This window comes from Pseudomonas sp. MSSRFD41, assembly GCF_014230245.1.
GTDB classification, from domain to species: Bacteria; Pseudomonadota; Gammaproteobacteria; order Pseudomonadales; family Pseudomonadaceae; genus Aquipseudomonas; species Aquipseudomonas piscis.
The window spans coordinates 90,415-113,535 of the sequence record NZ_JACKZK010000007.1 but is presented as its reverse complement, the minus strand read 5'-3'; the positions used below and the strand labels follow the sequence as shown (position 1 = coordinate 113,535).

Below are 23,121 nucleotides of genomic sequence, written 5' to 3'. Positions count from 1 at the left end.
CAAGGCGGCCGCGGGGCATGCCTGCCGTCCAGGTCAGGCCTGGGCCTGGCTCTCCTGGCGTTTCTGCCGGGCCCGGCGGGCCAGCATGTTCAGGCACTCGATGGCAGCCGAGAACGCCATCGCCGCATAGACATAGCCCTTGGGCACGTGGGCACCGAAACCTTCGGCGATCAGGGTCATGCCGATCATGATCAAGAAGCCCAGCGCCAGCATTACCACGGTCGGGTTGTCATTGATGAACTTGGCCAGCGGCTCGGCGGCCAGCAGCATCACCAGCACCGAGACCACTACGGCGATGATCATGATCGGCAGGTGCTCGGTCATGCCCACGGCGGTAATGATGCTGTCGATGGAGAACACCATGTCCAGCAGCAGGATCTGGCCGATCGCCGCGGCGAAGCCGATGGCCACGCTGGGCGTCTCGGGCTTGGCCTCTTCAGGCTTGGAATCCATGCTGTGATGGATTTCCGTCGTGGCTTTCCATACCAGGAACAGGCCGCCGGCGATCAGGATCATGTCCTTCCAGGAGAAGCTCTGCCCCATCACCTCGATCACCGGCTCGGTGAGCTGGACGATGAACGCCACCGTGCTGAGCAAGGCCAGGCGCATGAACAGGGCCATGCCGATACCCAGCCGCCGCGCCTTGGCCCGGTGCTGTTCCGGCAACTTGTTGGTGAGGATGGAAATGAAGATCAGGTTATCGATGCCAAGCACGATCTCCATCACCACCAGGGTCGCCAGGGCGACCCAGGCGGTGGGGCTGGCGGCAAGCTGTAAAAGGTAATCCATGGTTCAATCCTGGCTCGGTTGAATGAAAGGTCAGATTTCCTGGGACGCTTCGGCCTGCTTGGCGTCCTCATCCTGGTCTTTGTCCTTGCCGACGACACCGCGGGTGGCATCGCTCAGGGCCTGCTCCGCCGCCTTGTGAGTGTCGTCGATGGCTTGCTTGGCCACTTGCGCCGTTTTATCCAGCACGTGCTGGGCACTCTTTTCCGCCTGATCACAGCCCGCCAGGGTCAGCATAGAGAGGGCCAGCAGCGTGACCGCGCCCAGGTTCTTCAATGACATGCTCTTTCCTCGATAGAACGGACAGGACCAAGGGATGGCCCGTCGATGGCGTGGCATTCTAAGGAGCGCGATACTTCAGGAAAATTCGTATTTTTAGCAGTTATACTTCGATTTTTTCGAATACAGGCCAGCCATGCTCAACTACCGCCAATTGCACTACTTCTGGGTCGTGGCCAAGACCGGCAGCATCGTCCGCGCCTGCGAGCAGCTCAACCTGACGCCCCAGACCATCAGCGGGCAGATCACCCTGCTGGAGCAGACCTATGGCGTGGAACTGTTTCGCCGGGTCGGGCGCCAACTGGAGCTGACCGAAGCCGGGCGCCAGACGCTGCCCTATGCCGAGCAGATGTTCCAGCTCGGCGGCGAACTGGAGGCCATGCTCCGGGCCCGCCCCGATGAACAGCAGATCCAGTTCCGCGTGGGAGTGGCGGATGTGGTGCCCAAGTCCATCGTCTACCGGCTGATCGCCCCGACCATGGAGCTGAGCGAACCGATCCGCCTCACCTGCCGTGAAGACAAGCTGGAACGCCTGCTCGCCGACCTGGCCATCCAGCGCCTGGACCTGGTGATTTCCGATAGCCCCATGCCAAGCCACCTGGATATCAAGGGCTACAGCCAGAAGCTGGGGGAATGCGGGATCAGTTTCTTCGCTACCGAGCAGCTGGCGCGCCTGCATGGCGCCGACTTTCCCCATGGCCTGCACGGGGCGCCACTGCTGATTCCCGGGCAGGAAACCGTGGTCCGCAGCCGCTTGCTACGCTGGTTCGCCGAGCAGCAACTGCAGCCGCGGATCATCGGGGAGTTCGACGACAGCGCCCTGATGCAGGCCTTCGGTCAGTCCGGGAGCGGTATCTTCATCGCCCCCAGCGTGATCGCCGATGAGGTGCGCCAGCAATATGGGGTGCAGCTGCTTGGCCAGACCGACGCCGTGGCCGAGTCGTTCTATGCCATTTCCGTGGAGCGCAAGGTCAAGCATCCCGGCATCGTGGCCATCACCGAAGGGGCGCGACGCGAATTGTTCACGCCCCTCGGCCACTGAACCTCAGGACGCGCAGGCCTGGGGAGCGGCCTCCGCCTTCATCAGCAGCATCGCCAGGACGATGGACAGCAGGATGAAACCGGCCGCCGTGAACCCCAGGTGGCCCAGGCCGAAGGTATCGATCACCCGGCCGCCGACCATCGCCCCCAGGCCCACGCCGATGTTGGCCCCGGCGATGTTCAGCGAGGCGGCGAACGCCGGCGCCTGCGGGGCGGCCTTCATCATCCGCACATGGCTGACCAGGAACATCGCCGCCTGGGTCATGCCCCAGACCCCCATGGCCGCCGCCAGCCCCAGGGTCGAGTGAATGCTCGGCACCAGGGCCACCATGCCGCCCATCATCAAGGCACAGAACACCATCGAGGCGATCAGCGGATGGCGGTCCACCACCCGGCCTCCCAGGGAGTTGCCGATCAGCCCCACCGCGCCGAAGCCCATCAGGCACCAGCCCACCAGGGTGCCGTTGAAGCCGGCCAGGCGCTCGAGGATGTCCGCCAGGTAGGTATAGGCGGTGAACATGCCACTGAATACCAGGATCGACAGCAGCACATGCCCGAGCATCAGCGGATTGCGCAGGATGCGAAACTGCGAGCCCAGGCTGGCCTGTTCGTCATGCACCGCGGTCTTGGGCAAGTAGAGGTACAAGAGCAGTGCCTTGGCAAAGGCCACCAGGGCGAGGATGGCGAACGCGCTGCGCCAACCGAAGACGTCGGCGATCAGGGTGCCCACCGGAATCCCGAATACCGTGGCGCAGACGATGCCGAAACCGATCTTGGAGATGGCACGCCCGGCATCGTCCGGTCCGACGATATCCACCGCGGTTTCACTGGCCAGGGCCCAGAACACCGGCAACCCGAGGGCCGGCACCAGCCGGGCGAAGGCCATCACCCAGATGTTCGGCGCCAGGGCCGCCACGGTATTGGAGAGGCCGAACAGCACCAGCACGACAATGAACAGCTGCTTGCGCGGGAAACGCGCGAAATAGGCGGTCAGGAACGGGCCGAACGCGGCGACGGTGAACGCGAACAGGGTCACCAGCAAGCCGGCCTGGGACACGCTGACCTGCAAGTCGCGGGCGATCGCCGGCAACAGGCCCACGATCACGAACTCCGTGGTCAGGATGGTGAAGCCCGCGGCCGATAACAGCAGGATGGGAAACAGCATGCAAAACTCCAGCGACGACGCATGACAGCGAGGCCCGAAGGGCGCGCTGAGCGGTAGGAAAAAAGGGATGGCGAATACTAACAGAGCGGGTCCGGGTCAAGGCAACCTCAGGCGCCTATCCCGGCTGCCGACAAGTGGCAGATCGTCACATCGGCGCGGGAAGCCGGGCCTGCTGTGCTAAAGTCCGCTCCCTGCCCCAAACGGACACCGGGCAAGCGCCTGTCACGTGACCGGCCCGAGCGTCCGTTGCTTTTCCGACCGCAGCCTGGTGTCGCGGTTCAATCCCGAGGCCGCGCCCTGCGGGACCGCCAATACGCACTGCACATTAAAAAAACAGAGATACCTTCATGAGCGCTTCACCTCCCTCTTTCCTGCAATCCCTCAAACGCCTGAGCCTGGTGACCCAGATCGTCATCGGCCTGATTGCCGGCATCGCCCTGGCACTGCTGGCGCCCGAGGCGGCCAAGGCCACCGCCTTCATCGGCAAGGTGTTCGTCTCGGCGCTCAAGGCCGTGGCGCCGATCCTGGTGTTCGTGCTGGTCATGGCGTCGATCGCCAACCACAAGCACGGCCAGGAAACCCACATCCGGCCGATCCTGGTGCTCTACCTGCTGGGCACCTTCGCCGCCGCAGTGGTGGCCGTGATCGCCAGCAGCCTGTTCCCGTCGTCCCTGGTGCTGGCCACCCACGACGTGGCCGTCAGCGCTCCCGGCGGTATCAGCGAAGTCCTGCAAAGCCTGCTGCTGAGCGTGGTGGACAACCCGGTCAGCGCGCTGATGAACGCCAATTTCATCGGCATCCTGGCCTGGGCCATCGGCATGGGCGTGGCCATCCGCCATGCCGGGGAAGCCACCCGCAACGTGCTCGAGGACCTGTCCAGCGGCGTGACCCTGATCGTGCGGGTGGTGATCCGCTTCGCGCCCCTGGGGATCTTCGGCCTGGTGGCCTCGACCCTGGCCACTTCCGGCTTCGATGCCCTGCTCGGCTACCTGCACCTGCTGGCGGTGCTGATCGGCTGCATGCTGTTCGTGGCCCTGGTGATGAACCCGCTGATCGTCTACTGGAAGATCCGCCGCAACCCCTTCCCGCTGGTGCTGACCTGCCTGCGCGAAAGCGGTATCACCGCCTTCTTCACCCGCAGCTCGGCAGCCAACATCCCGGTCAACTTGGAGCTGAGCAAGCGCCTGGGCCTGCATGAAGACACCTATTCGGTGTCCATCCCCCTGGGTGCCACCATCAACATGGCCGGTGCGGCGATCACCATCACCGTGCTCACCCTGGCCGCCGTGCACACCCTGGGCATCGCCGTGGACCTGCCCACCGCCGTGCTGCTGAGCGTGGTCGCGGCCATCTGCGCCTGCGGTGCGTCCGGCGTCGCCGGCGGCTCGCTGCTGCTGATCCCGCTGGCCTGCAGCCTGTTCGGCATCCCCAGCGAAATCGCCATGCAAGTGGTGGCCGTGGGCTTCATCATCGGCGTCCTGCAGGACTCGGCGGAAACCGCGCTGAACTCCTCCACCGACGTGCTCTTCACCGCAGCAGCCTGCATGGCCCAGGAAGACAAGGGCCAGGCAGCCGCCTGATTGCGCCCCATTGAAAAGCCCGGCCAGGGTTAACCTGGCCGGGCTTTTTCATGCCTGCAACCCAGTCGGGAGCGGGATCAGAAGGCGCCCATGTAGTCACGCTTGCCCACTTCCACGCCGTTGTGGCGCAGGATGGCGTAGGTGGTGGTGACGTGGAAGAAGAACTGCGGCAGGCCGTAGCTCAGCAGGTAGGACTGGCCGCTGAAGCGCTTCTCTTTCGGAGTACCCGGGCGGGTGACGATCTCGATGCCTTCCTTGCCGTCGACCTGGGTCGGCTGGATGGTGTCGAGGAAGGCCAGGACCTTGGCCAGCAGCGCCTGGAGCTCGGCGAAGGTGGTTTCGCTGTCGTCATACTTGGGCAGCTCGATCTCGGCCAGGCGCGAGGAAACACCCTTGGCGAAGTCCACGGCGATCTGTACCTGGCGCACCAGCGGGAACATGTCCGGATACAAACGCGCCTGGAGCAAGGCCGCAGGCTCGATGTTCTTCGCCGTGGCATGGGCCTCGGCCTTGTGCAACACATCGCTCAGGGCCTTGAGCATCTGCTTGAAAACAGGAACGGAAGCGGCGTGCAGGGAAATGGTCATGACAGTCTCGATCAACGGTGATGGGAATACAGCGAGCGCGGATTATAGCCCCAGGCCGTGACCCGGTGCGTCTTGCGCAATGCTCTGGCGGTAGACGCTGGGGGCCACGCCGAACCAGCGCTTGAAGCTCTGGGAAAAACTCGACAGGTCGCTGAAGCCCAAACGCTCGGCGATCTGGCCCAGGCTCAAGGCGGGATTGGCCAGCAACTCCAGCGCCCGGGCCCCACGCTGCTCGGCCAGTAACTGGCGATAGCTGGTGCCCTCCTCCTGCAAACGCCGCTTGAGGGTGCGCACGCTGGTGTGAATCAGGCGGGCCATGCCCGGCAGGTCCGGCACGCTGCCGGCGGGCTGCGCGTCCAGTTGCAGACGCACCTGCGCGGCGCTGCCCTGGGGCGCCTGCCGACGCTCCAGCAACTGCGCGCACATCTGCTCGCACATCGATACCGTGACCGGATTGGCCTGGGGCAAGGGACGCTGGAGCAAGCGCCGGTCGAACGCCAGGGCATGATCGGCCGCGCGAAACTCCGGGACCAGGCCGAAGATCCCACGGGCGTCATCCACGCCATGGCGAACCGGCGGCGCACCACGGCGGGTCAGCCGCAGCAGGCGAAAATCCTGGCCGACGATTTCCTTCATCAATACCGCCGCCGCGGCCATGTCCCGCTCCAGCAGGAACGTCCGCACCCGCTCGTCCGCCACCGCCGGCTCGCCAAAGGTCAGCACCCCAAGGCCGGGCTCCTGGTGGTAACCGATAGAGGCGAAGGCATAGGTCAGGGGCAAGAAGCGCAGGGCCAGGCGCAAGGCGTCGGCCGGGGTCGCGCTGCTGATCAGGCCATAGCCGAACAAGCCATAGGTGGAGAAGTGATAGCGCAGGCCCACCTCATGGCCCAGCCCCGGCGGGTGCCCCAGCAAAGCCAGCAAGTTACCCACCAGCCGCAACTCCTGGGCCGCCGACAACAGGCTGTTGGGGTCCTGCAGTTGCTCCAGGGACAGGCCCGAGCCGGCCAACAGGCGCGTCTGCGTCAGGCCCCGCTCGAGGCCGAAGTTCACCAGCAACAGGGCACTGGAGGATCCGCGGGTGAATGACTGAATGTTCATGGGCCAGCTCGTCGCAGCATGCTTTGGCCCAAATACTAAAGCACTTGTCCCCTTCCAGCATGGGGTCGGCGCCGGATTGCCTGCATGCTTGCTCCACCCGGCTCGTAGTCTCCCCTCGGGAAGTGGCCACATCCCACCACAACAATAACAACGAGGTCGTCATGCCAGCATCCACCACTGCTTCGAACTCCGCACCCGACGCCAGCCAGCCCCTGGAGGCCATCATCATCGGCGCCGGCTTCGGTGGCCTGGGCATGGGCATCGCCCTGCGCAAGGCTGGGGCCAGCCGCTTCGTCATTCTGGAGAAAGGCCAGGACGTCGGCGGAGTCTGGCGCGACAACAGCTATCCCGGGGCCGCCTGCGACGTGCCCTCGCACCTCTACTCGTTTTCCTTCGAGCCCAATCCCCACTGGTCCCGGACCTTCGCCCCCCAGGCGGAAATCCACGCCTACCTGCGGCACTGCGCCAAAAGCCATGGCCTGGAACCGTTCATCCGGTTCGGCGCCGAGGTCCGCCAGGCCAGCTTCGACCAGGAGCTGGGCTGCTGGCAGGTGACCTGCAACGACGGCCAGGTGCTGCTGGCGCGCCTGCTGATCAGCGCCACCGGCCAACTGAGCCGTCCAATGCTGCCGAAGCTGGCGGGCATGCAGAGCTTCGCCGGCCAGGTATTCCACTCCGCCACCTGGAACCACGACTACTCCCTGGCCGGCAAGCGGGTCGCAGTGATCGGCACCGGGGCCTCGGCGATCCAGTTCGTGCCGCAGGTCGCCGCCCAGGTCGCGGCGCTGAAAGTCTTCCAGCGCTCGCCGGCCTACATCATGGCCAAGGCCGACCGTCCCTACAGTCCCCGGGAAAAACAGCGTTTCGCCCGCTACCCGCTGTGGATGAAGCTGGTGCGCGCCGGCCATTACCTGCACTTCGAGTCCCGCGCCCTGGGTTTCACCCGCTTGCGCGGCCTGATGCGCTGGGCCGTGGGCCGGCCTTTCCAGAAGTTGCTGGAGACTTCGGTGTCCAACCCGCGGCTACGCCGCCAGATGACCCCGGACTATCCCATCGGCTGTAAGCGCATCCTGCTGTCCAACGACTACCTGGCCACCTTCGACCAAGCCCATGTGCAATTGCTGACCCAGGGCATCAAGCGCATCACCGAGCACGGTATCCAGACTCAGGACGGCGAGCAGCACGAGGTGGATGCGATCATCTACGGCACCGGCTTCGCAGCCACCGAGTTTCTCTCGCCGATGCGCATCACCGGCCGCAACGGGCTCGACCTGAACCAGGCCTGGCAACAGGGCGCGGCCGCCTACCTGGGGCTCAGCGTGCCCGGCTTCCCGAACTTCTTCATGCTCTACGGCCCCAACACCAACCTGGGCCACAACTCCATCATCCATATGCTGGAAAGCCAGATCGCCCATGTGCTGAAGGCTCGCCAGGCCCTGCTGGCCAGCGGCGCCCGCACCGTGGAAGTGGATGAGCGCCCGCACCGGCGCTTCCAGCTGCGGATCCAGCAACGCCTGGCCAACTCGGTGTGGAGCGGCTGCAAGAGCTGGTATGTGGACGAGCAAGGTCACAACAGCACCAATTGGCCCGGCTTCACCTTCACCTATCGCTGGCTGGCGCGATACGCCGGGCTGGCGGCCTACCAACTCTCCAGCCCGCTGGACCCGGCCTCGCCGGCGAGCGGGCGCAGCATCGCCGCCCCCCGGGACTGGCTGGAGCGGGCCAACGCGGCCTTCCTCAGGCTGTTCCTGCGCTGCACCTTCAGGGCCCTGATCGGCCCGCCACGGGCCCTGGCCAGCCAGCGCAAGCTCGTCGCCGGCTTGTCCTGGCTGATGCCGCCAGCCCTGGGGGTCGCTCGGCGGCGCACGCACCTGGGCCGGGTACCGGTGCAGATCATCGAACCCAAGGCCACTGCCGCCAGGGGCACGATCCTCTACCTGCACGGCGGCGCGTTCTGCCTCGGCAGCCCGGATACCCACTACAGCGTCACCAGCCGCCTGGCCAAGGAAAGCGGCTGTGCCGTCTGGGTCCCCGACTATCGACTGGCCCCGGAGCACCCCTACCCGGCGGGGCTGGACGACTGCCTGGCCTGCTATGACGCGATCCGCGCCCAGGGTTGCCCGGCCGAACAACTGCTGATCGCCGGCGACTCCGCCGGGGGTGCGCTGGCGTTGGCCCTGGCCCTGGCCTTGAAGGAACGGGGCGACGGCATCGCCGCCGGGCTCATGCTGTTGTCGCCAGTCACCGACCCGACCCTGGCTGGCCCCAGCTTGCAGAGCCGCCACGGCGTGGACCCGATGATTCGCCGCGACTGGCTGGAACAGGCCCTGCAAGCCTATGGCGCGCCCGATCAAGGCCTGTTGCACCGCCCCCTGGAGGCCGAGCTGGACGGCCTGCCACCGATGCTGGTGCAGGTGGGTGACCAGGAGCTGCTGCTGTCCGACGCCTGCCGCCTGGCCGAGCACGCCCGGGCCTGCGGGGTGCCTTGCGAGCTGGAGATTCACCACGAGCGCTGGCATGTCTTCCAACTGCAGGCCTTCTACCTGCGCTCGGCCAGGAATGCCCTGCGCACCCTGGCGCGCTTCGCCGGCCAGTGCCTGGAGCAACCGCCCGCAGCCGATGCCCGCCGGTCACCTGCGACGGCAAAAGTGTCTACGCAAGCACAACCCGGTTGACCGCCAGCGGCCACGCCCTCGCCCAGGCGTGGCCCGCCACCCGGTTGCATGCCTGTCACCAAGTTCTGATGGCCAGGAACCGCTTCTGCGGGTAAAACAGAGCCCCTCGAAAGCGGCCGTCATGGCCGTGGATACCCCCAGTACCCAGCAGGCGACCTGAGCGGGCTATCCACGCGTCTTTCCATCAGACACCAAGGGAGCAGTACTCATGAGCAGCGAACACGAAACCTCCAGCGAACCCCTGCGTCTTGGCAGCACGGAAATCCGCATCCTGGGTTCGTTGATCGAAAAGCAGGCCACCAACCCGGAAACCTATCCCCTGACCCTCAACGCCCTGGTCATCGCCTGCAACCAGAAGACTAGCCGCGAGCCGGTGATGAACCTGACCCCGGGCCAGGTCGGCCAGAGCCTGCGCAGCCTGGAGGCCCAGGGTTTCACTCGCCTGCAGATGGGCAGCCGCGCCGACCGCTGGGAGCAGCGCCTGGAAAAAGCCCTGGAACTGGTACCGGCGCAGTTGATCCTCTGTGGCCTGATGTTCCTGCGTGGCCCACAGACCGTGAACGAACTGCTGAGCCGCAGCGGGCGCATGCACGACTTCGAAGACAGCGAGCAGGTCCTGCACCAGCTCGAGCGCCTGGTGGCCCGCGGCCTGGCCTTGCACCTGCCGCGCCAGGCCGGCCAGCGCGAAGACCGCTACACCCATGCCCTGGGTGACCCGGCGGACATCGAGGCGATCCTCGCCGCCCGTGGCAACCCGGTGGAGCGCAGCAGCGGCGCCAATGTGTCGCTGGAGCGCATCGAAGAACTGGAAGCGCGGGTCGCCGCCCTCGAAGAACGCCTGGCCCGCCTGGAAGGCTAGGCCTCGGCCACTGCCGAAGGTTGCGACCACTTCGCGCGCCTTCGGCTCACCGGCCCCTTCAAGCCCGGGCGAAGGCCACGGCCTGCTGGAACTGCTCTTCGCTCGGACGTACGCCGGTGTACAGCACGAACTGCTCCAGGGCCTGGATGGCAATCACTTCAAGCCCGGTGATGACCTGCTTGCCCGCAGCCCGGGCCTGTACGATCAACGGCGTCTCGGCCGGGACCGCCACCACATCGAACACGATATCCGCCGCGGCGATGGCCTCGGCCTCGAAGGCCAGTTGCTGCGCCTCGGGGCCGCCGCTCATGCCGATCGGCGTGACGTTGACCAGCATCCGCGGACGCAGGCTGCCCAGCTCCGCCTGCCACTGGTAGCCCAGGGAGCGGGCCAGGGCACGGCCGGCCACCTCGTTGCGGGCCACGATCACGCCATGGGCATGACCGCCGTCGCGCAAGGCACTGGCCACCGCCTTGGCCATGCCACCGCTGCCGCGCAGGACGAAGGTGCAGTCCTTGGGCACCGCATGGGCCGCCAGCAACTGCGCCACGGCAATGTAGTCGGTGTTATAGGCCTTCAAATGACCGTTGGTGTTGACGATGGTGTTGATCGAGGCAATGGCCCGGGCCGAGTCGTCCAGCTCGTCCACCAGGGCGATGCAGTCTTCCTTGAACGGCATGGATACACCGCAGCCACGGATACCCAGGGCCCGGATCCCACCGACCGCACCCGGCAGGTCCTGGCTGCTGAAGGCCTTGTAGTAGAAGTTCAGCCCCAGTTGCTCATACAGGTGATTGTGAAAGCGCAGGCCGAAGTTCCCCGGACGCCCGGACAACGACATGCACAACTGGGTGTCTTTATTGGGGTTCATTTGCATCTTCATCTCCTCGCCGGGCACTTTCGGATAGACGGGATTGGTCGGCCAGCCGCTTGTGCCCGATCATATCGGCGCTTGTTCAAAGGGCTCTAGCCGTCCAGGGATAACGGTAAAGAGACCGGTACAGACCTTACACAACATTTACTCAACGGCTGTGCAGATTTTGCGATAACCACTGTCTTAGAAGTATCCCCGCGTCAGTTCTCGAGTCTGGTGCAGACCATAAACGCAGGGGTTGAACCGAGGAAAAACCATGATCTCCAAAATCCCCAAGCTAGCCCTGCTCATTGGTGCACTCGCTGTCGCCGGCCAGGCATCCGCCCATGGCGGTGGCTGGGCCGGGCCCGCCGCGCTGGGTGCGGTCGTCGGCGCAGCCGTCGTGGGTTCGGTGGTCGCCAACCAGGATCGCCCGGTCTACGTGCAACAGGCCCCGGTGTATGTGCAACCAGCCCCGGTGTACGCCGCCCCACCGCCCCCTCCGGTCTACTACCAACCGGCACCGGTCTATGTGCAACAGCCGATCTACTATCGCCCGGCACCGGTCTACTACGGGCCACCCCGTGGCTACTACGGCCATCCTCATTACTACTACGGCCCTGGCCGCTGGTAAGGGGCAGCAGGATCAAACGACAGGCCCCGCCCTCCAAGGCGGGGCCTGTTGCATTCCGGCTCCGGCCGAATGTCTGAATAATTCTGCAGAATGTCGTGGCTGGAACAGTACTTGCGTTCAAATCCGGCAATAGTGTGCCGATCCCAAGGATGCCCCGGGCGACATGGGATGGTCATGTTTGTGTCATCCCAGGGCTGCAAGATCGATCCAGTCCGATCGCCCCACGCCCATAACAACAAGGACGCTCCCCATGCCTACGCAAAATCCGCACCGCGTTGCCGGCCTCTGCACCTCCAGCCGGGTGTATGACGCCCTGACCGAGCTCAAGCACCTGGAAGGCCATCGCAACGCCAAGTTCCTGTCCCTGCTGACCCAGAATCTGGTGCGCAAGGGCCTGCTCAACGAGCATGAGGTGCTGCAGATGCTCGACCAGGTCGTGGACTGATCCCGCGCGCGCCGTGGGTGAATATCCTGCCCAGCCATCGATGTCCATTATCGATCCGGGTGATTTTTCGTAGCACTGGGCACTTTGTAAGGTAACCGCTCCCATAAAGGAGCTTCCCATGCCCAAGGTTCAGATCATGTCCGTCGTCGGCAGCGCCGTCCCCGCCCCACTGCGGGAATCGGGCTTGCTCGCCTGCTGGTACCTGGTCCGCGATGGCGAGACCGTCAGCGGCCCCCTGGCTTCATTAACCGCCGCCCAGGCCCTTTCCCGGCAACTGGATCGCCAGCCAGTGCACGCCTAGCTGCCTGAACGTTGACTGCAAGAACGATGTCCCGCAGCCCCGGCACCAGGCCGTTCAGGGCAAGGGCAAGCGCGCCCGTGGCCGGGTCTCGACGAACAGGCCCCAGCTGGACAGGAACAACGCGGCGATCAAGGGGCCGATGACGAAACCATTGAGGCCGAAGATCGCCAGGCCGCCCAGGGTCGAGACCAGGATCAGGTAATCCGGCATCCGGGTATCCTTGCCCACCAGGATCGGTCGTAGCAGGTTGTCCACCAGGCCGATCACCAGCACCCCGAACAGGCCCAGCACCACGCCCTGCCAGATGGCCCCGCTGAGCAGGAAGTACACCGCCACCGGCCCCCAGACCAGCCCCGCGCCCACTGCCGGCAACAGCGACAGAAAGGCCATCAGCACCGCCCACAGCAACACGCTGGGAATATCGAGGAACCAGAAGATCAACCCGCCCAGGGCGCCCTGGGTCACCGCCACCAGCACATTGCCCTTGACCGTGGCCCGCACCACCCGGGTGAACTTCAATTGCAGGCGCCGCTTCTGGTATTCCGCCAGCGGTACCGCGGCGCGGATCTTGCGCACCAGCTCCGGGCCATCGCGCAGGAAGAAAAACAGCAGGTAGAGCATGACGGAGAAGCCCACCAGGAATTCGAAGGTGCCCTGGCCGAAGCTGAACGCCTGGGTCGCCAGGTAATGACTGCCCTGCATCGCCCCCTTGGCCACCTTTTCCTGCAAGCCCTGGAGCTCGCCGAGGCCGAAGCGGTCCAGCAAGCCCTGCACGGAGGGCGGCAAGCGATGTTTGAACAGCTCCAGGTAGCCGGCGATGTCCAGTTGCCCGCTCTCGATCTTGCGATACAACTCGGCGCCTTCCTGGACCAACAGCACGCTGATGGCGATCACCGGCAGGATGGCGATCACCAGGCAGATGCCCAGGGTGCACAGCGAGCACAGGTTGCGCCGGCCCCCGAGGCGCAGCAGCAGGCGGCGCTGCAACGGCGCGAAGAGAATGCCGAGGATCACCGCCCAGAACAGCGCACCGTAGAACGGCAGCAAGATCCAGATGAAGGCCACACTGACCAATGCCAGCAACAGCAGCAGGCTCTTGTTTTGCAGGTTGTTCTGATTCATGTCCGGTCCAGGTCGGTCAACGCCGGTTGGCGTCCTGGGATTTAGTCCGCCGCCAGGTCGCCAAGTGCCGTATTTTCTCTAGCGGATATAGACCCAGGTCAATGAATGCCCGCGGGCGCTGCCTTACCCTCGCGACCTTTTGCGACCGACAGCCCCATGACGCTCCTCGCCAAACCCGAACTCCTGGCCCCCGCCGGCACCCTCAAGAACATGCGCTATGCCTTCGCCTACGGCGCCGACGCGGTGTATGCCGGACAACCGCGCTACAGCCTGCGGGTGCGCAACAACGAATTCGACCACGCCAACCTGGCCCTCGGCATCCGCGAGGCCCAGGCCCAGGGCAAGCGCTTCTACGTGGTGGTCAACATCGCCCCGCACAATGCCAAGCTCAAGACCTTCCTCAAGGACCTGGCGCCGGTGATCGAAATGGCCCCCGACGCGCTGATCATGTCCGATCCGGGACTGATCATGCTGGTACGCCGGCACTTCCCGACCATGCCGATCCACCTGTCGGTGCAGGCCAACACGGTTAACTGGGCCAGCGTCGAGTTCTGGCAGCAGCAGGGCCTGAGCCGGATCATCCTGTCCCGGGAGCTGTCGCTGGAGGAAATCGAGGAAATCCGCCAGCAGGTGCCGGCCATGGAGCTGGAAGTCTTCGTCCACGGCGCCCTGTGCATGGCCTATTCCGGGCGCTGCCTGCTCTCGGGCTACATGAACAAGCGCGACGCCAACCAGGGCACCTGTACCAACGCCTGCCGCTGGAAATACAAGGCCGAGCAAGCCACCGAGAACGACCTCGGGGAAATCGTCCAGACCTTCGAGCCCGAACCGACCTTGGGCCTGGGCGCCCCTACCGACCAGGTGTTCCTGCTCCAGGAAGCCAATCGTCCGGACGAGCAGATGCCGGCCTTCGAGGACGAACACGGCACCTACATCATGAACGCCAAGGATCTGCGGGCGGTGCAACACGTGGAGCGCCTGACGCGCATGGGCGTGCACTCGCTGAAGATCGAGGGCCGGACCAAGTCCCACTTCTACTGCGCCCGTACCACCCAGGTCTATCGCCGGGCCATCGACGATGCCGCCGCCGGGCGCGAGTTCGACCGCAGCCTGATGAACGACCTGGAATCCCTGGCCCAGCGCGGCTACACCGAGGGTTTCCTGCGCCGTCATGTGCATGACGAATACCAGAACTACCAGAACGGCAGCTCGGTGTCGGAGCGCCAGCAGTTCGTCGGCGAGCTCACCGGACTGCGCCGCGACCGCCTGGCCGAGGTCAAGGTGAAGAACCGCTTCGCCCTGGGTGATCACATGGAACTGATGACGCCCAAGGGCAACTTCCACTTCGACTTGCATGAGCTGCAAGACGCCCAGGGCCAGGCCATCGCAGTGGCCCCGGGCGACGGCCATACCGTGTACCTGCCGATTCCCGACCAGGTGGACCTGCGCTTCGGCCTGTTGATGCGCGATATCGGCGCCTGAGGCGCAACGCCCTCACCTTCCACCGCCATCCCCTGTCCGAGCACCGCCCGGCGTGAACCACGCCGGCTGCGGGCATCCCCCGCGGTCCTGCCCAGGACCCGTCACGAAAGCCTGATAAGCATGATCGACAACGGTCTGCGGCCGCCGCCCGGATATCGTTGAATCAGGCCTGCCGCTGCCCGCAAACGCCCGCAGCAGCGGGCCTGGCTGCCCCGGCCCACGCGGCTGGGGACTATGCGGGACGTTATACTTTTCGGCCGCGAAAGCAGACCGCGTTCGCGAAAAAGCAGCTCCTGCAGTAGCAGAATTACAACGATAAATACAAAGGAATGTCTTGATTATGTCCGACTCCAATCTGCATCGGCTCGCCAGCCAATTCTCTCCCAGACCCATGGAACATCGCCTGGAACTTCGCCATCTGCGCTACTTCAAGGCGGTGGCCGAAGAGCTGAGTTTCACCCGTGCGGCGCAGAAGTTGCACATGGCGCAACCCCCGCTGAGCCAACAGATCAAGCAGCTGGAAGAAGATCTCGGCGCCCTGCTGTTCGAGCGCCAGAGCCGGCCACTGCGCCTGACCGAGGCCGGCGGCCAATTCCTGCTCAAGGTCCGGGCCATCCTCGACGCCGTGCAGTCCAGCGTCAGGGAGATCCGCGGCCTCGCCGAAGGCCACACCGGGCGCCTGTCCATCGGCTTCGCCGGCTCGGTGATGTACAACCGGCTGCCGGAAGTGCTGGGGCTGTTCCAGCAGTGCCACCCGGATGTGGAACTATCGTTCAAGGAACTGCTGGCGGCGGACATCGCCCCGGCGCTGCTGGAGCATCACATCGACATGGGTTTCGCCCGGCCCCCGATCGATGACGACCCGGCGATCGAGCAACGCTTGCTGCTCAAGGAACCGCTGGTGGTGGCGCTCCCGGCCAGGCATCGCCTGGCCGGGCACAAGCACCTGGAACTCAAGGACCTGGATAACGAGAAGACCGTGCTCTATCCGCGCTATCCGCTGCCGAGCCTGACCGACCGGATCCTGTCCCACCTCGAGCCGCTGGGGATCAAGTTGCGCATCGTGCAACAGATCGAGAACCTGCAAGCCGCCCTGGGCCTGACCAGGGCCGGGGTGGGGCTGACCTTCGTGCCCCAGAGCGTCGGCGCCGAGCAGCGCCAGGGCATCGTGTTCCTGCGAATTCGCGGCAATCCGCTGCACTCGCCCCTGAGCGCCGCCTGGCTGCCGAGCTCCAACTCGGTGGCCCTGCGCAATTTCCTGCCCCTGCTCAGCCTGTTGGGAGAAGACCCCCAGGCCCTACCTGCCCCCGGCAACCGGGATAACGGCTCCGGTGACATAGCTCGCCGCGGCTGAGGCCAACCAGCACACGCAGTCGGCCACCTCCTCCGGCAATCCTGCCCTGCCTGCGGGCACTCCCGTGGACATCTCAGCCAACCGCTCGGGTTTTCCGGCTGCGGCGTGCAACCCTGTCTCGATCAAACCCGGAGCCACGGCATTGACCCTGATGCCTTCATCGGCGACTTCCTTGGCCAAGCCGCGGGTCAAGCTGTCGATGGCCCCTTTCGTCGCCGCGTAGTGGATCCACTCCCCGCCCCCGCCCAGTTCGGCGGCCCGGGAGGACAGGTTGACGATGACCCCGCCCGCCCCGCCGTGGGAGCGCCCCATGCGCCGCACCGCTTCGCGGGCACACATGAAGGCGCCGAACACATTGACCTGGAAGACATGCTCCAGGCGCTCATAGGACAGCGCCTCGAGCCGGGAGAAACCTTCGGTGATCCCGGCATTGTTCACCAGCAACGCCAGGGGTAGCGGGCGTCGATCCAGGGCCTCGAACAACGCCATGACCGCCACCGGCGAAGCGATGTCCAGCTGCCAGCTCCAGGCCACGCCACCTGCGGCGCCGATCGCCTCCTCCACTTGCCGGGCCGCCTCGCCGTCGTGCTCGTAGGTCAGGCACACCTCATACCCCAGCAGCCCAAGCTGACGGGCCACCGCCGCGCCTATTCCACGACTGCCACCGGTTACCAATGCCAAGCCTTTCATAGTGATTTCCTTATCCGGTCTAGTTCAAGAAACCTTACAAGCCAAAGTTAAAAGAACAACTAATTTTTATAATCCCCACTTCCAAAAAGCGTCAACACCGAAGTTCACCAACGGCAACTTATATATAGCCCATATAAAAGCATACGCAGCCGATATTGGACGCAAGGTCCCGTGCTGCATAGCCTGCAGGCCAACTCGCTCATCTGTTGATGTTTTCCAGGCCGGCCACTTTGGCCACAAGGAAAGTTCTAATAACGGAGATGGAAATGGCTGAACTTCTAATAGAGCGGCTGACCGGATGGATGTCACGGTCGGCAGAACAAGTCGCACTCAGCGATGCCTCCCGGCAAATGACTTATTCAATGTTGGAACGAGATGCCCTGGACCTGGCCGGGCAAATCCGCGCACGCGGTATCGGCGCAGGACAACTGGTGGCGGTGGTCGGCCCCAGGTGCCTGGAAGTGGTGGTCGGGCTGGTGGCCGTGATGTTCAGCGGCGCCGCCTACACCATAGTCGAGGTCGCCTCCCTGGAAGAGGACGCCAGCCCGCGCCTGGAGCAGATCGGCGCCGACCTGGTGCTGGCCGTGGGCGGCTACGCCCTGATGCAGCGCGATGCGCAGAACGACGCGCTGCGCTATGCCTTCGATGCCAACTGCCGCGCCGCTGCCCCTGCACCGCAACCGACCGGTGCCGGAGGCGATGCAGCCGCCTACGTGCTCTATACCTCCGGCTCCACCGGTACGCCCAAGGGCGTCGCGGTATCGGCCCGCAACATCGCCCACTATTGCCAGGGCGTCGCCCAGGCGCTGGGCATCGTCGACGGCCTGCGCTATGCCCATGTCAGCACCCTGGCGGCCGACCTGGGCAACACCGGATTGTTCCTCGCGCTCTGGACCGGCGGCAGCCTGTACATCGCCGACGAATACGAACGCAAGGACCCCCGGGCCCTGTATCGGTTGCTGGGCGAACAGCGCATCGACGTGCTGAAGATCACCCCCACCCACTGGCGCACCCTGCTCGACCAGGCCGCGGCGGCCCCTGGGCCGCGTCCGGCCCTGGGCTGGCTGTTGCTCGGCGGCGAGGCCCTGGAGCCGCCACTGGCGCGCAGCACCCTGGCCAGCGGCTTGGTCGCCCGGCTGTTCAATCATTACGGCCCGACGGAAACCACGGTCGGCGTCACGGTCCAGCCAGTGCTGGCCGAACAGTTGGCGGCACTGGGCGACGCCAGCGTGCCCATTGGCCGGGCGCTGGGAGACAGCCAGCTGCGGGTGCTGGACGACCAGGGCAACCCGTGTCCGGTCGGAGCCATCGGCGAGCTGTTCATCGGTGGACCGCAAGTGGCCCTGGGCTACTGGCAGCGACCGGACCTGGATGCCGGGCGCTTCGTCGAATTCCAGGGCCACAGGTTCTACCGCTCCGGCGATCGGGTCCGGCTCGACGACCAGGGGCGCCTGCACTTCGCCGGGCGGGCCGACCGCCAGGTCAAGGTCAACGGCTACCGGGTCGAGTTGGGACATGTCGAAAGCGCGCTGCAAAGGCTGCTGGAACAGCGGGCGGTGGTGGTCCATCGCCGCTTCGCCGAGCGCGACTACCTGCTGTGCGCCTATGAAGGGCCGCCCAGGAGCGACGGCTGGCTGCGCGCCGGGCTCGCTCGGCAGGTGCCGGGCTACATGTTGCCGTTGCGCTTCGATAACCTTGCGCACCTGCCCATGAATGCCAACGGCAAGCTTGACCGCCAGGCCGTCGAGCGCCGGTTGCAGGAAGGTTTCGCCGCGACCATGGCCAGCGCCCTGGACGACCAGGTCCAGGCCGACGAACCCTACGCCAAGCTGGTGAACGCCTTCCGCCGCCACTGCCGGGCAACGAGCGTGGCGCCCGACAGCGACTTCTTCGACCTGGGCGGCGACTCCCTGGACGCCGTGCGCTTGATCTCCGAGCTGCAACTGGAGGGTTTCGACGTCAGCGCCCGGGCCTTTTTGGGCAGCCCCACCCTCGCCGGCCTGGTGGCCCAGTTGCAACAGGCCAGCGCCCCCGTCGAGCCCGGGCACAACCGTGCCGAGCAGGCCAGCCGGGGCATCGCCGGCCCGGCGCAACAGTGGTTCCTGCAACAGGATATGCGCGAGCCCGACCGCTGGACCCAATCGATGCTGGTGCAAGCCGAAGTGCGCCTGGATGCCGAGCGCCTGGGCCAGGCCTGCCTCCAGGTCTTGCAGGCCCACCAGATGCTGCGCTCGCGCTTCGCCTTCGACGGCCAGCGCCAGGCCTGGGTATCGGAAGCCGGCGCCGCCTATGCCGAGGTGTTCTCCGAACTGGATGCCGGGGCCGTCGACGCCAGCCTCGACGACCTGGTCAACCGTCGCTATGCCGTACTGGAAAGCCGCTTGAGCATCAGTGCCGGACGCTTGTTCTTCGTCGAGCTGATCACCCACCGGCACCAGCAGTACCTGTTGCTGGTGGCCCATCACCTGGCCGTGGACGTGGTGTCCTGGAGCCTGATCCTCGACGAGTTGATGATCCGCTACACCAGCGACAACCGCGCCACGCCCCTGCGCTGCGCCAGCTATGCCGACTGGGTCGGGCACCTGCAAGCCCACCACGAACTCCTGTCCCGGGACGCCGGCTACTGGCGCCAACGGCTCGCGAGCCCAGCGCAACAACCGTTCCCCGCCGGCCAGGAACAAGACGCCCAGACCGCCTGGATCGCCTTCGACGCCGAGCAGACCGCGCGCATCATGGCTGGCGCGGCGCGCAGCGGGGTGTCCATCGACCAGTACCTGCTGGGCCACTACCTGGCCCTGGCGAGCCGGCAATGGCCCGAGCCGGTGCTCAACGTGACCTTCGAGAGCCACGGGCGCCTCAGTCTCGACGACCAGACCGAGATCTCGCGTACCGTGGGCTGGTTCACCGCCGCCTTTCCCCTGGCCCTGGACGCCGCCGAGCTGGCCCGCGAGCCAATCGCCACGGTTCGCCAGGCCCTGGCCGCGGTTCCCCACCTCGGACACTCCTATGCCAGCAGCGGGCTGCCGGCGTTCGCCACACGCCACTGCTTCAACTACCTGGGCAAGACCCGCCTCGGCCTGCGCGATGACTGGAAACTGCGCCCGGCGGCCGTGACCTACGCCGGGCTGCGCGGTCGCGAGAACCCGCGGATCAACCAGTTCAAGCTCACCGGCCGGCTGGTGGGCGAGCAATTGATCCTGGACCTGAACTTCAACGCCCTGGCCACCCCGGCGGCGCTGATCGGCGAGTTCGCCCAGGCCCTGCGCGGGGCCTTGCTCGACGGCCAGGCCTCGGCGGGCGGCGTACAGCTGTCCGGCGGCAGCTCCAGCGGCGCCTTGTGGAACATCCCCGCAACGGTGATCGGCAGCCATGGCGTGGCACTGCCGGGCAAGGCGGCGCAGAACATCCTGCTGACCGGCGCCACCGGCTTCATCGGCATCCATGTGCTGCGCGAATTGCTGGAACAGAGCAGCGCGACCCTGCATTGCCTGGTCCGGGCGGACTCCCCGAGCGCAGCCCGGGCTCGCCTGGCTGCCGCCTGGAGCCACTTCTTCAGCGATGCCAGCGCCTTGCCCCGGGAACGGGTGCAGGTCTGCGTCGGCGACATGAGCCAGCCCGGTTTCGGCCTGTCCCAGGCCCAATGGGACAACCTGGCCGGGAGTATCGATGCGGTCTACCACTTCGCCGCCGATACCCGCCTGGTGGGCAGCCGCAGCGACATGCAGCGCAATATCGTGTTCCCCACCCATGAACTGGTGCGCTTCGTCGAAAGCGGCCACGCCAAGGCCCTGCACTTCATGTCGACCCTGGCCGTCAGCGGCTGCTACCGGGGCGCCGAGCCGGTGGTGTTCGACGAGGACGCGCTGGACGTGGGCCAGGACTTCCTCAACGAATACGAGCGCTGCAAGTTCCTCGCCGAAGGCATAGTCCGGGAACTGGCGTACCGCGGGCACAGCGCCTTCATCTACCGCTCGGGCAACGTCACCGGCCACTCCCAGACCGCGATGTTCCAGCGCAACGCCAATGCCAATCGCTGGGTACAGTGCATCAACGCCATCGCCCATGCCGGCTACGCACCGGCGCAGTACGACGAACCGCTGGTACTCAGCCCGGTGGACATCGTCGCCCGGGGCATCGTCAGCCTGTCCCTGGACCCGTCCCTGCGCAGCGGCACCTACCACGTCGACTCGCCCTACGCGATTTCCTCGGACCTGTTCGTCGCCTCGCTGCAAGACCTGGGCATCCCGATCAAGCGGGTCCACGCACACAGCCTCAAGGACGCCCTGGAACGCTCGGGCAAGACCACCCAGGCCGAAGTGGCGCTGGGCCTGTTCTGGGCCTCGCGCGAGGCACGCAACCTGACCTACGACCACTCACGGACCCTGTCGCGCCTGCAAGAACACCGGGTCGAGTTCTCCCAACTGTCCCGGGACTGGGTGTTCACGTTCGTCCGGCGCTTGAAGGATCTCGGATTGTTCGGGTACGCCCGGACCAACGGGTGACCACGGCCACCCCCACTTGAAGGAGCAAGCAATGAACAATCATTCGACCGTGGCGATCTCCGGCGGCACCTCGGGCATTGGCCGCGCCGTCGCCCAGGTGCTGGTGCAAGCCGGGGCCAACGTGGCCCTCAGCGGCCGCGACCAGGCCCGCCTGGAGCAGGTCTGCGCAGCGGCCAACGACAACGCCAGAAAGGCCGTCGGCATCGCCATGGATGCCTGCGACCCGGCCCATGTGCCGCAACTGTGGCGGGCCGGCGAGCAAGCCTTCGGCGAGCCGCCCAGCGCCTTCGTACTGTGCGCCGGGCGTGGCCTGCCGGGATCGCTGCTGGGCTCGGACAGCGCGCAGTGGCAAGAGCTGGTGGACGTCAACGTGCTGGGCGCCATGCATCAGCTGCGCGCCGCGGCCAAGGCCTTCCTCGAACGCCGGCGCAACAGCGAGCGGGTCCAGGACATCGTGGTCATCGGTTCCACCGTGGGGCGCCAACTGTCCGCCGGCAACCCGGTCTACGGCGCCACCAAGTTCGCCCTGCATTCGCTGGTGGAGTCCCTGCGCCAAGAGCTGGCCAGCAGCCTGGTCCGGGTGACCCTGATCGAGCCCGGGTTCGTGCGCACCGGCTTCCAGGAAACCGCCGGCTACGACATGCAAGGCTTCGCCGCCCTGGAACGCGACCAGGGTCCGTTCCTCGGCCCCGAGGACGTGGCCCGCGCCATCCGCTTCGTGCTCGAACAACCCGCACACGTGCACATCGACGACATCCGCATCCGCCCTTCGCGGCAACGCATCTGACCCGCAACGTCACTTCCCAAGAGGATCCATGCATGAACATGCTCGTAAAACCTGCAAGAAGAGAAACCGCGCCACCGGTGGTGGCCAGCGAACTGACCACCGACACCCTGCTGGCCCTGGCCGCCCGGGAGATCGGCGCGATCCACGTCAAGGGCTATTACCCGGTGGCGATCGCCGAGCGGGCCGCCGAGGCCGCCATCGAGCACCCCAAGCTGGGCTACTACAACAAGAAGTACACCAGCAGCGTCGGGCGCATCTGCACGCCGCACATCGATTCGGAATGGAACCAGGAAGCCGGTCGCAAGTACCACGCCGAGGCGGTGGAGAACATCCAGGACCTGCGCAACCTGTTCGAACCGCACCTGACCCCGGCCGACAAGATCCGCCTGCAATTGCAGGAATACTGGCCCGGTGGCGCCAACATCCAGCGGCTCTACGGCCATGCCTGCTTCGTCGGCGCGATCCGCGTGTTCAAGCCATCCTCATCGCGGTTCTACCCGCACAACGACACCATCATCGAGGAGTCGGATGCGCCGGAACTGGAGGGCATCGAAGAGCAACTGGTGGCCAACATGTACCTGCGCACCCCGCAACAGGGCGGCGACCTGCAGCTGTGGCTGCGTGACCCGAGCCCCGAGGAACTGGTGCTGATCCGCGATGTGGAGGGCCTGCTGCCGGAGAAGGTGGAGACGCCGCCGCTGGTGCTGCATCCGGATGCCGGCGACCTGATTATCTTCAGTTCGCGCATGCTGCATGCAGTGACTCCCAGCGAAGACAGCTATCGTATCGGTATGGCGGCCTTCATTGGCTGCTATGGCAGCGACCGGCCCCTGACCTACTGGAGCTGATCGTCCCATGGACGTGGCGCCGCTCCGAGGCGG

Annotated in this window: 20 protein-coding genes; 12 read left to right on the top strand and 8 right to left on the bottom strand. The window is 65.7% G+C overall.

The genetic code is table 11. The features are described 5' to 3' along the window. Nucleotides 1-33: 33 nt before the first annotated feature. Nucleotides 34-789, bottom strand: coding sequence for a TerC family protein (locus H7A76_RS13445; protein ID WP_022639738.1), 756 nt, complete (start codon nucleotides 787-789; stop codon nucleotides 34-36). 30 nt (nucleotides 790-819) lie between these two features. After that, nucleotides 820-1,068: a hypothetical protein gene (locus H7A76_RS13440; RefSeq protein ID WP_185698942.1), complete on the bottom strand. Its 249-nt coding sequence runs from the start codon at nucleotides 1,066-1,068 to the stop codon at nucleotides 820-822. A 133-nt stretch (nucleotides 1,069-1,201) separates the two neighbouring features. On the opposite strand from H7A76_RS13440, the gene nhaR reads away from it, so the two are divergent. Beyond that, nucleotides 1,202-2,107, top strand: a complete 906-nt coding sequence (nhaR, locus tag H7A76_RS13435; RefSeq protein ID WP_185698941.1) for a transcriptional activator NhaR — start codon at nucleotides 1,202-1,204, stop codon at nucleotides 2,105-2,107. Between the two features lie 3 nt (nucleotides 2,108-2,110). On the opposite strand, the gene H7A76_RS13430 is transcribed toward nhaR, so the two are convergent. Continuing rightward, a complete protein-coding gene (locus H7A76_RS13430) occupies nucleotides 2,111-3,271 on the bottom strand; it encodes an MFS transporter (protein ID WP_185698940.1) in 1,161 nt (386 codons plus the stop codon). A 347-nt stretch (nucleotides 3,272-3,618) separates the two neighbouring features. On the opposite strand from H7A76_RS13430, the gene sstT reads away from it, so the two are divergent. Next, a complete protein-coding gene (gene sstT / locus H7A76_RS13425) occupies nucleotides 3,619-4,851 on the top strand; it encodes a serine/threonine transporter SstT (protein WP_185698939.1) in 1,233 nt (410 codons plus the stop codon). Nucleotides 4,852-4,928: 77 nt separating this feature from the next. On the opposite strand, the gene H7A76_RS13420 is transcribed toward sstT, so the two are convergent. Next, the gene (locus H7A76_RS13420; RefSeq protein ID WP_185698938.1) at nucleotides 4,929-5,438 is read right to left on the bottom strand and encodes a DUF1993 family protein; all 510 of its coding nucleotides are present in this window, start codon (nucleotides 5,436-5,438) and stop codon (nucleotides 4,929-4,931) included. A 42-nt stretch (nucleotides 5,439-5,480) separates the two neighbouring features. Next, nucleotides 5,481-6,536: an AraC family transcriptional regulator gene (locus H7A76_RS13415; RefSeq protein ID WP_185698937.1), complete on the bottom strand. Its 1,056-nt coding sequence runs from the start codon at nucleotides 6,534-6,536 to the stop codon at nucleotides 5,481-5,483. Nucleotides 6,537-6,697: 161 nt separating this feature from the next. Here H7A76_RS13415 and H7A76_RS13410 point away from each other — a divergent pair, with 161 nt between their 5' ends. Together H7A76_RS13410 and H7A76_RS13405 are read left to right on the top strand one after the other, a co-directional pair. Next, a complete protein-coding gene (locus tag H7A76_RS13410) occupies nucleotides 6,698-9,211 on the top strand; it encodes a flavin-containing monooxygenase (RefSeq protein WP_185698936.1) in 2,514 nt (837 codons plus the stop codon). Nucleotides 9,212-9,419: 208 nt separating this feature from the next. Continuing rightward, nucleotides 9,420-10,070 carry a YceH family protein gene (locus H7A76_RS13405; protein ID WP_185698935.1) on the top strand — a complete coding sequence of 217 codons (651 nt, stop codon included), beginning with the start codon at nucleotides 9,420-9,422 and terminating at the stop codon, nucleotides 10,068-10,070. Between the two features lie 58 nt (nucleotides 10,071-10,128). Here H7A76_RS13405 and H7A76_RS13400 read toward each other — a convergent pair whose 3' ends face one another. Beyond that, nucleotides 10,129-10,947 (bottom strand): shikimate 5-dehydrogenase, encoded by an 819-nt coding sequence (locus H7A76_RS13400; protein WP_185698934.1) that lies wholly within the window; start codon nucleotides 10,945-10,947, stop codon nucleotides 10,129-10,131. A 253-nt stretch (nucleotides 10,948-11,200) separates the two neighbouring features. On the opposite strand from H7A76_RS13400, the gene H7A76_RS13395 reads away from it, so the two are divergent. The 3 genes from H7A76_RS13395 to H7A76_RS13385 all read left to right on the top strand — a co-directional run bounded on the left by H7A76_RS13395 (nucleotide 11,201) and on the right by H7A76_RS13385 (nucleotide 12,303). Next, a complete protein-coding gene (locus tag H7A76_RS13395; RefSeq protein ID WP_185698933.1) occupies nucleotides 11,201-11,557 on the top strand; it encodes a hypothetical protein in 357 nt (118 codons plus the stop codon). Between the two features lie 250 nt (nucleotides 11,558-11,807). Continuing rightward, the gene (locus tag H7A76_RS13390; protein ID WP_022639748.1) at nucleotides 11,808-12,002 is read left to right on the top strand and encodes a hypothetical protein; all 195 of its coding nucleotides are present in this window, start codon (nucleotides 11,808-11,810) and stop codon (nucleotides 12,000-12,002) included. A gap of 118 nt (nucleotides 12,003-12,120) precedes the next feature. Beyond that, nucleotides 12,121-12,303, top strand: a complete 183-nt coding sequence (locus H7A76_RS13385) for a hypothetical protein (protein ID WP_185698932.1) — start codon at nucleotides 12,121-12,123, stop codon at nucleotides 12,301-12,303. 54 nt (nucleotides 12,304-12,357) lie between these two features. Here H7A76_RS13385 and H7A76_RS13380 read toward each other — a convergent pair whose 3' ends face one another. Continuing rightward, a complete protein-coding gene (locus tag H7A76_RS13380) occupies nucleotides 12,358-13,425 on the bottom strand; it encodes an AI-2E family transporter (RefSeq protein WP_152899428.1) in 1,068 nt (355 codons plus the stop codon). A 156-nt stretch (nucleotides 13,426-13,581) separates the two neighbouring features. Here H7A76_RS13380 and yegQ point away from each other — a divergent pair, with 156 nt between their 5' ends. Both yegQ and H7A76_RS13370 read left to right on the top strand, forming a co-directional pair. After that, entirely contained in the window at nucleotides 13,582-14,907 is a 1,326-nt protein-coding gene (yegQ, locus tag H7A76_RS13375; RefSeq protein WP_185698931.1) for a tRNA 5-hydroxyuridine modification protein YegQ, read from the top strand. A 340-nt stretch (nucleotides 14,908-15,247) separates the two neighbouring features. Further along, nucleotides 15,248-16,261, top strand: coding sequence for a LysR family transcriptional regulator (locus H7A76_RS13370; RefSeq protein WP_185698930.1), 1,014 nt, complete (start codon nucleotides 15,248-15,250; stop codon nucleotides 16,259-16,261). On the opposite strand, the gene H7A76_RS13365 is transcribed toward H7A76_RS13370, so the two are convergent. Continuing rightward, nucleotides 16,205-16,951, bottom strand: coding sequence for an SDR family oxidoreductase (locus H7A76_RS13365; RefSeq protein ID WP_185698929.1), 747 nt, complete (start codon nucleotides 16,949-16,951; stop codon nucleotides 16,205-16,207). The genes H7A76_RS13370 and H7A76_RS13365 overlap by 57 nt on opposite strands. Before the next feature lie 209 nt (nucleotides 16,952-17,160). Here H7A76_RS13365 and H7A76_RS13360 point away from each other — a divergent pair, with 209 nt between their 5' ends. Genes H7A76_RS13360 through H7A76_RS13350 form a run of 3 tightly spaced genes read left to right on the top strand, consistent with a single transcriptional unit; the run spans nucleotide 17,161 to nucleotide 23,088 of the window. Then, nucleotides 17,161-21,453, top strand: coding sequence for an amino acid adenylation domain-containing protein (locus H7A76_RS13360; RefSeq protein ID WP_312026255.1), 4,293 nt, complete (start codon nucleotides 17,161-17,163; stop codon nucleotides 21,451-21,453). A 31-nt stretch (nucleotides 21,454-21,484) separates the two neighbouring features. After that, the gene (locus H7A76_RS13355) at nucleotides 21,485-22,240 is read left to right on the top strand and encodes an SDR family oxidoreductase (RefSeq protein ID WP_185698927.1); all 756 of its coding nucleotides are present in this window, start codon (nucleotides 21,485-21,487) and stop codon (nucleotides 22,238-22,240) included. 32 nt (nucleotides 22,241-22,272) lie between these two features. After that, nucleotides 22,273-23,088: a 2OG-Fe(II) oxygenase gene (locus H7A76_RS13350; protein ID WP_221775222.1), complete on the top strand. Its 816-nt coding sequence runs from the start codon at nucleotides 22,273-22,275 to the stop codon at nucleotides 23,086-23,088. The last annotated feature ends 33 nt before the right edge of the window (nucleotides 23,089-23,121 follow it).

Bases quoted from the DNA above. Each gene is read 5' to 3' on its own strand.
- H7A76_RS13445 (WP_022639738.1), bottom strand. From the start codon at position 789: ATGGATTACCTTTTACAGCTTGCCGCCAGCCCCACCGCCTGGGTCGCC.
- H7A76_RS13440 (WP_185698942.1), bottom strand. From the start codon at position 1,068: ATGTCATTGAAGAACCTGGGCGCGGTCACGCTGCTGGCCCTCTCTATG.
- nhaR (WP_185698941.1), top strand. From the start codon at position 1,202: ATGCTCAACTACCGCCAATTGCACTACTTCTGGGTCGTGGCCAAGACC.
- H7A76_RS13430 (WP_185698940.1), bottom strand. From the start codon at position 3,271: ATGCTGTTTCCCATCCTGCTGTTATCGGCCGCGGGCTTCACCATCCTG.
- sstT (WP_185698939.1), top strand. From the start codon at position 3,619: ATGAGCGCTTCACCTCCCTCTTTCCTGCAATCCCTCAAACGCCTGAGC.
- H7A76_RS13420 (WP_185698938.1), bottom strand. From the start codon at position 5,438: ATGACCATTTCCCTGCACGCCGCTTCCGTTCCTGTTTTCAAGCAGATG.
- H7A76_RS13415 (WP_185698937.1), bottom strand. From the start codon at position 6,536: ATGAACATTCAGTCATTCACCCGCGGATCCTCCAGTGCCCTGTTGCTG.
- H7A76_RS13410 (WP_185698936.1), top strand. From the start codon at position 6,698: ATGCCAGCATCCACCACTGCTTCGAACTCCGCACCCGACGCCAGCCAG.
- H7A76_RS13405 (WP_185698935.1), top strand. From the start codon at position 9,420: ATGAGCAGCGAACACGAAACCTCCAGCGAACCCCTGCGTCTTGGCAGC.
- H7A76_RS13400 (WP_185698934.1), bottom strand. From the start codon at position 10,947: ATGCAAATGAACCCCAATAAAGACACCCAGTTGTGCATGTCGTTGTCC.
- H7A76_RS13395 (WP_185698933.1), top strand. From the start codon at position 11,201: ATGATCTCCAAAATCCCCAAGCTAGCCCTGCTCATTGGTGCACTCGCT.
- H7A76_RS13390 (WP_022639748.1), top strand. From the start codon at position 11,808: ATGCCTACGCAAAATCCGCACCGCGTTGCCGGCCTCTGCACCTCCAGC.
- H7A76_RS13385 (WP_185698932.1), top strand. From the start codon at position 12,121: ATGCCCAAGGTTCAGATCATGTCCGTCGTCGGCAGCGCCGTCCCCGCC.
- H7A76_RS13380 (WP_152899428.1), bottom strand. From the start codon at position 13,425: ATGAATCAGAACAACCTGCAAAACAAGAGCCTGCTGCTGTTGCTGGCA.
- yegQ (WP_185698931.1), top strand. From the start codon at position 13,582: ATGACGCTCCTCGCCAAACCCGAACTCCTGGCCCCCGCCGGCACCCTC.
- H7A76_RS13370 (WP_185698930.1), top strand. From the start codon at position 15,248: ATGTCCGACTCCAATCTGCATCGGCTCGCCAGCCAATTCTCTCCCAGA.
- H7A76_RS13365 (WP_185698929.1), bottom strand. From the start codon at position 16,951: ATGAAAGGCTTGGCATTGGTAACCGGTGGCAGTCGTGGAATAGGCGCG.
- H7A76_RS13360 (WP_312026255.1), top strand. From the start codon at position 17,161: ATGTTTTCCAGGCCGGCCACTTTGGCCACAAGGAAAGTTCTAATAACG.
- H7A76_RS13355 (WP_185698927.1), top strand. From the start codon at position 21,485: ATGAACAATCATTCGACCGTGGCGATCTCCGGCGGCACCTCGGGCATT.
- H7A76_RS13350 (WP_221775222.1), top strand. From the start codon at position 22,273: ATGAACATGCTCGTAAAACCTGCAAGAAGAGAAACCGCGCCACCGGTG.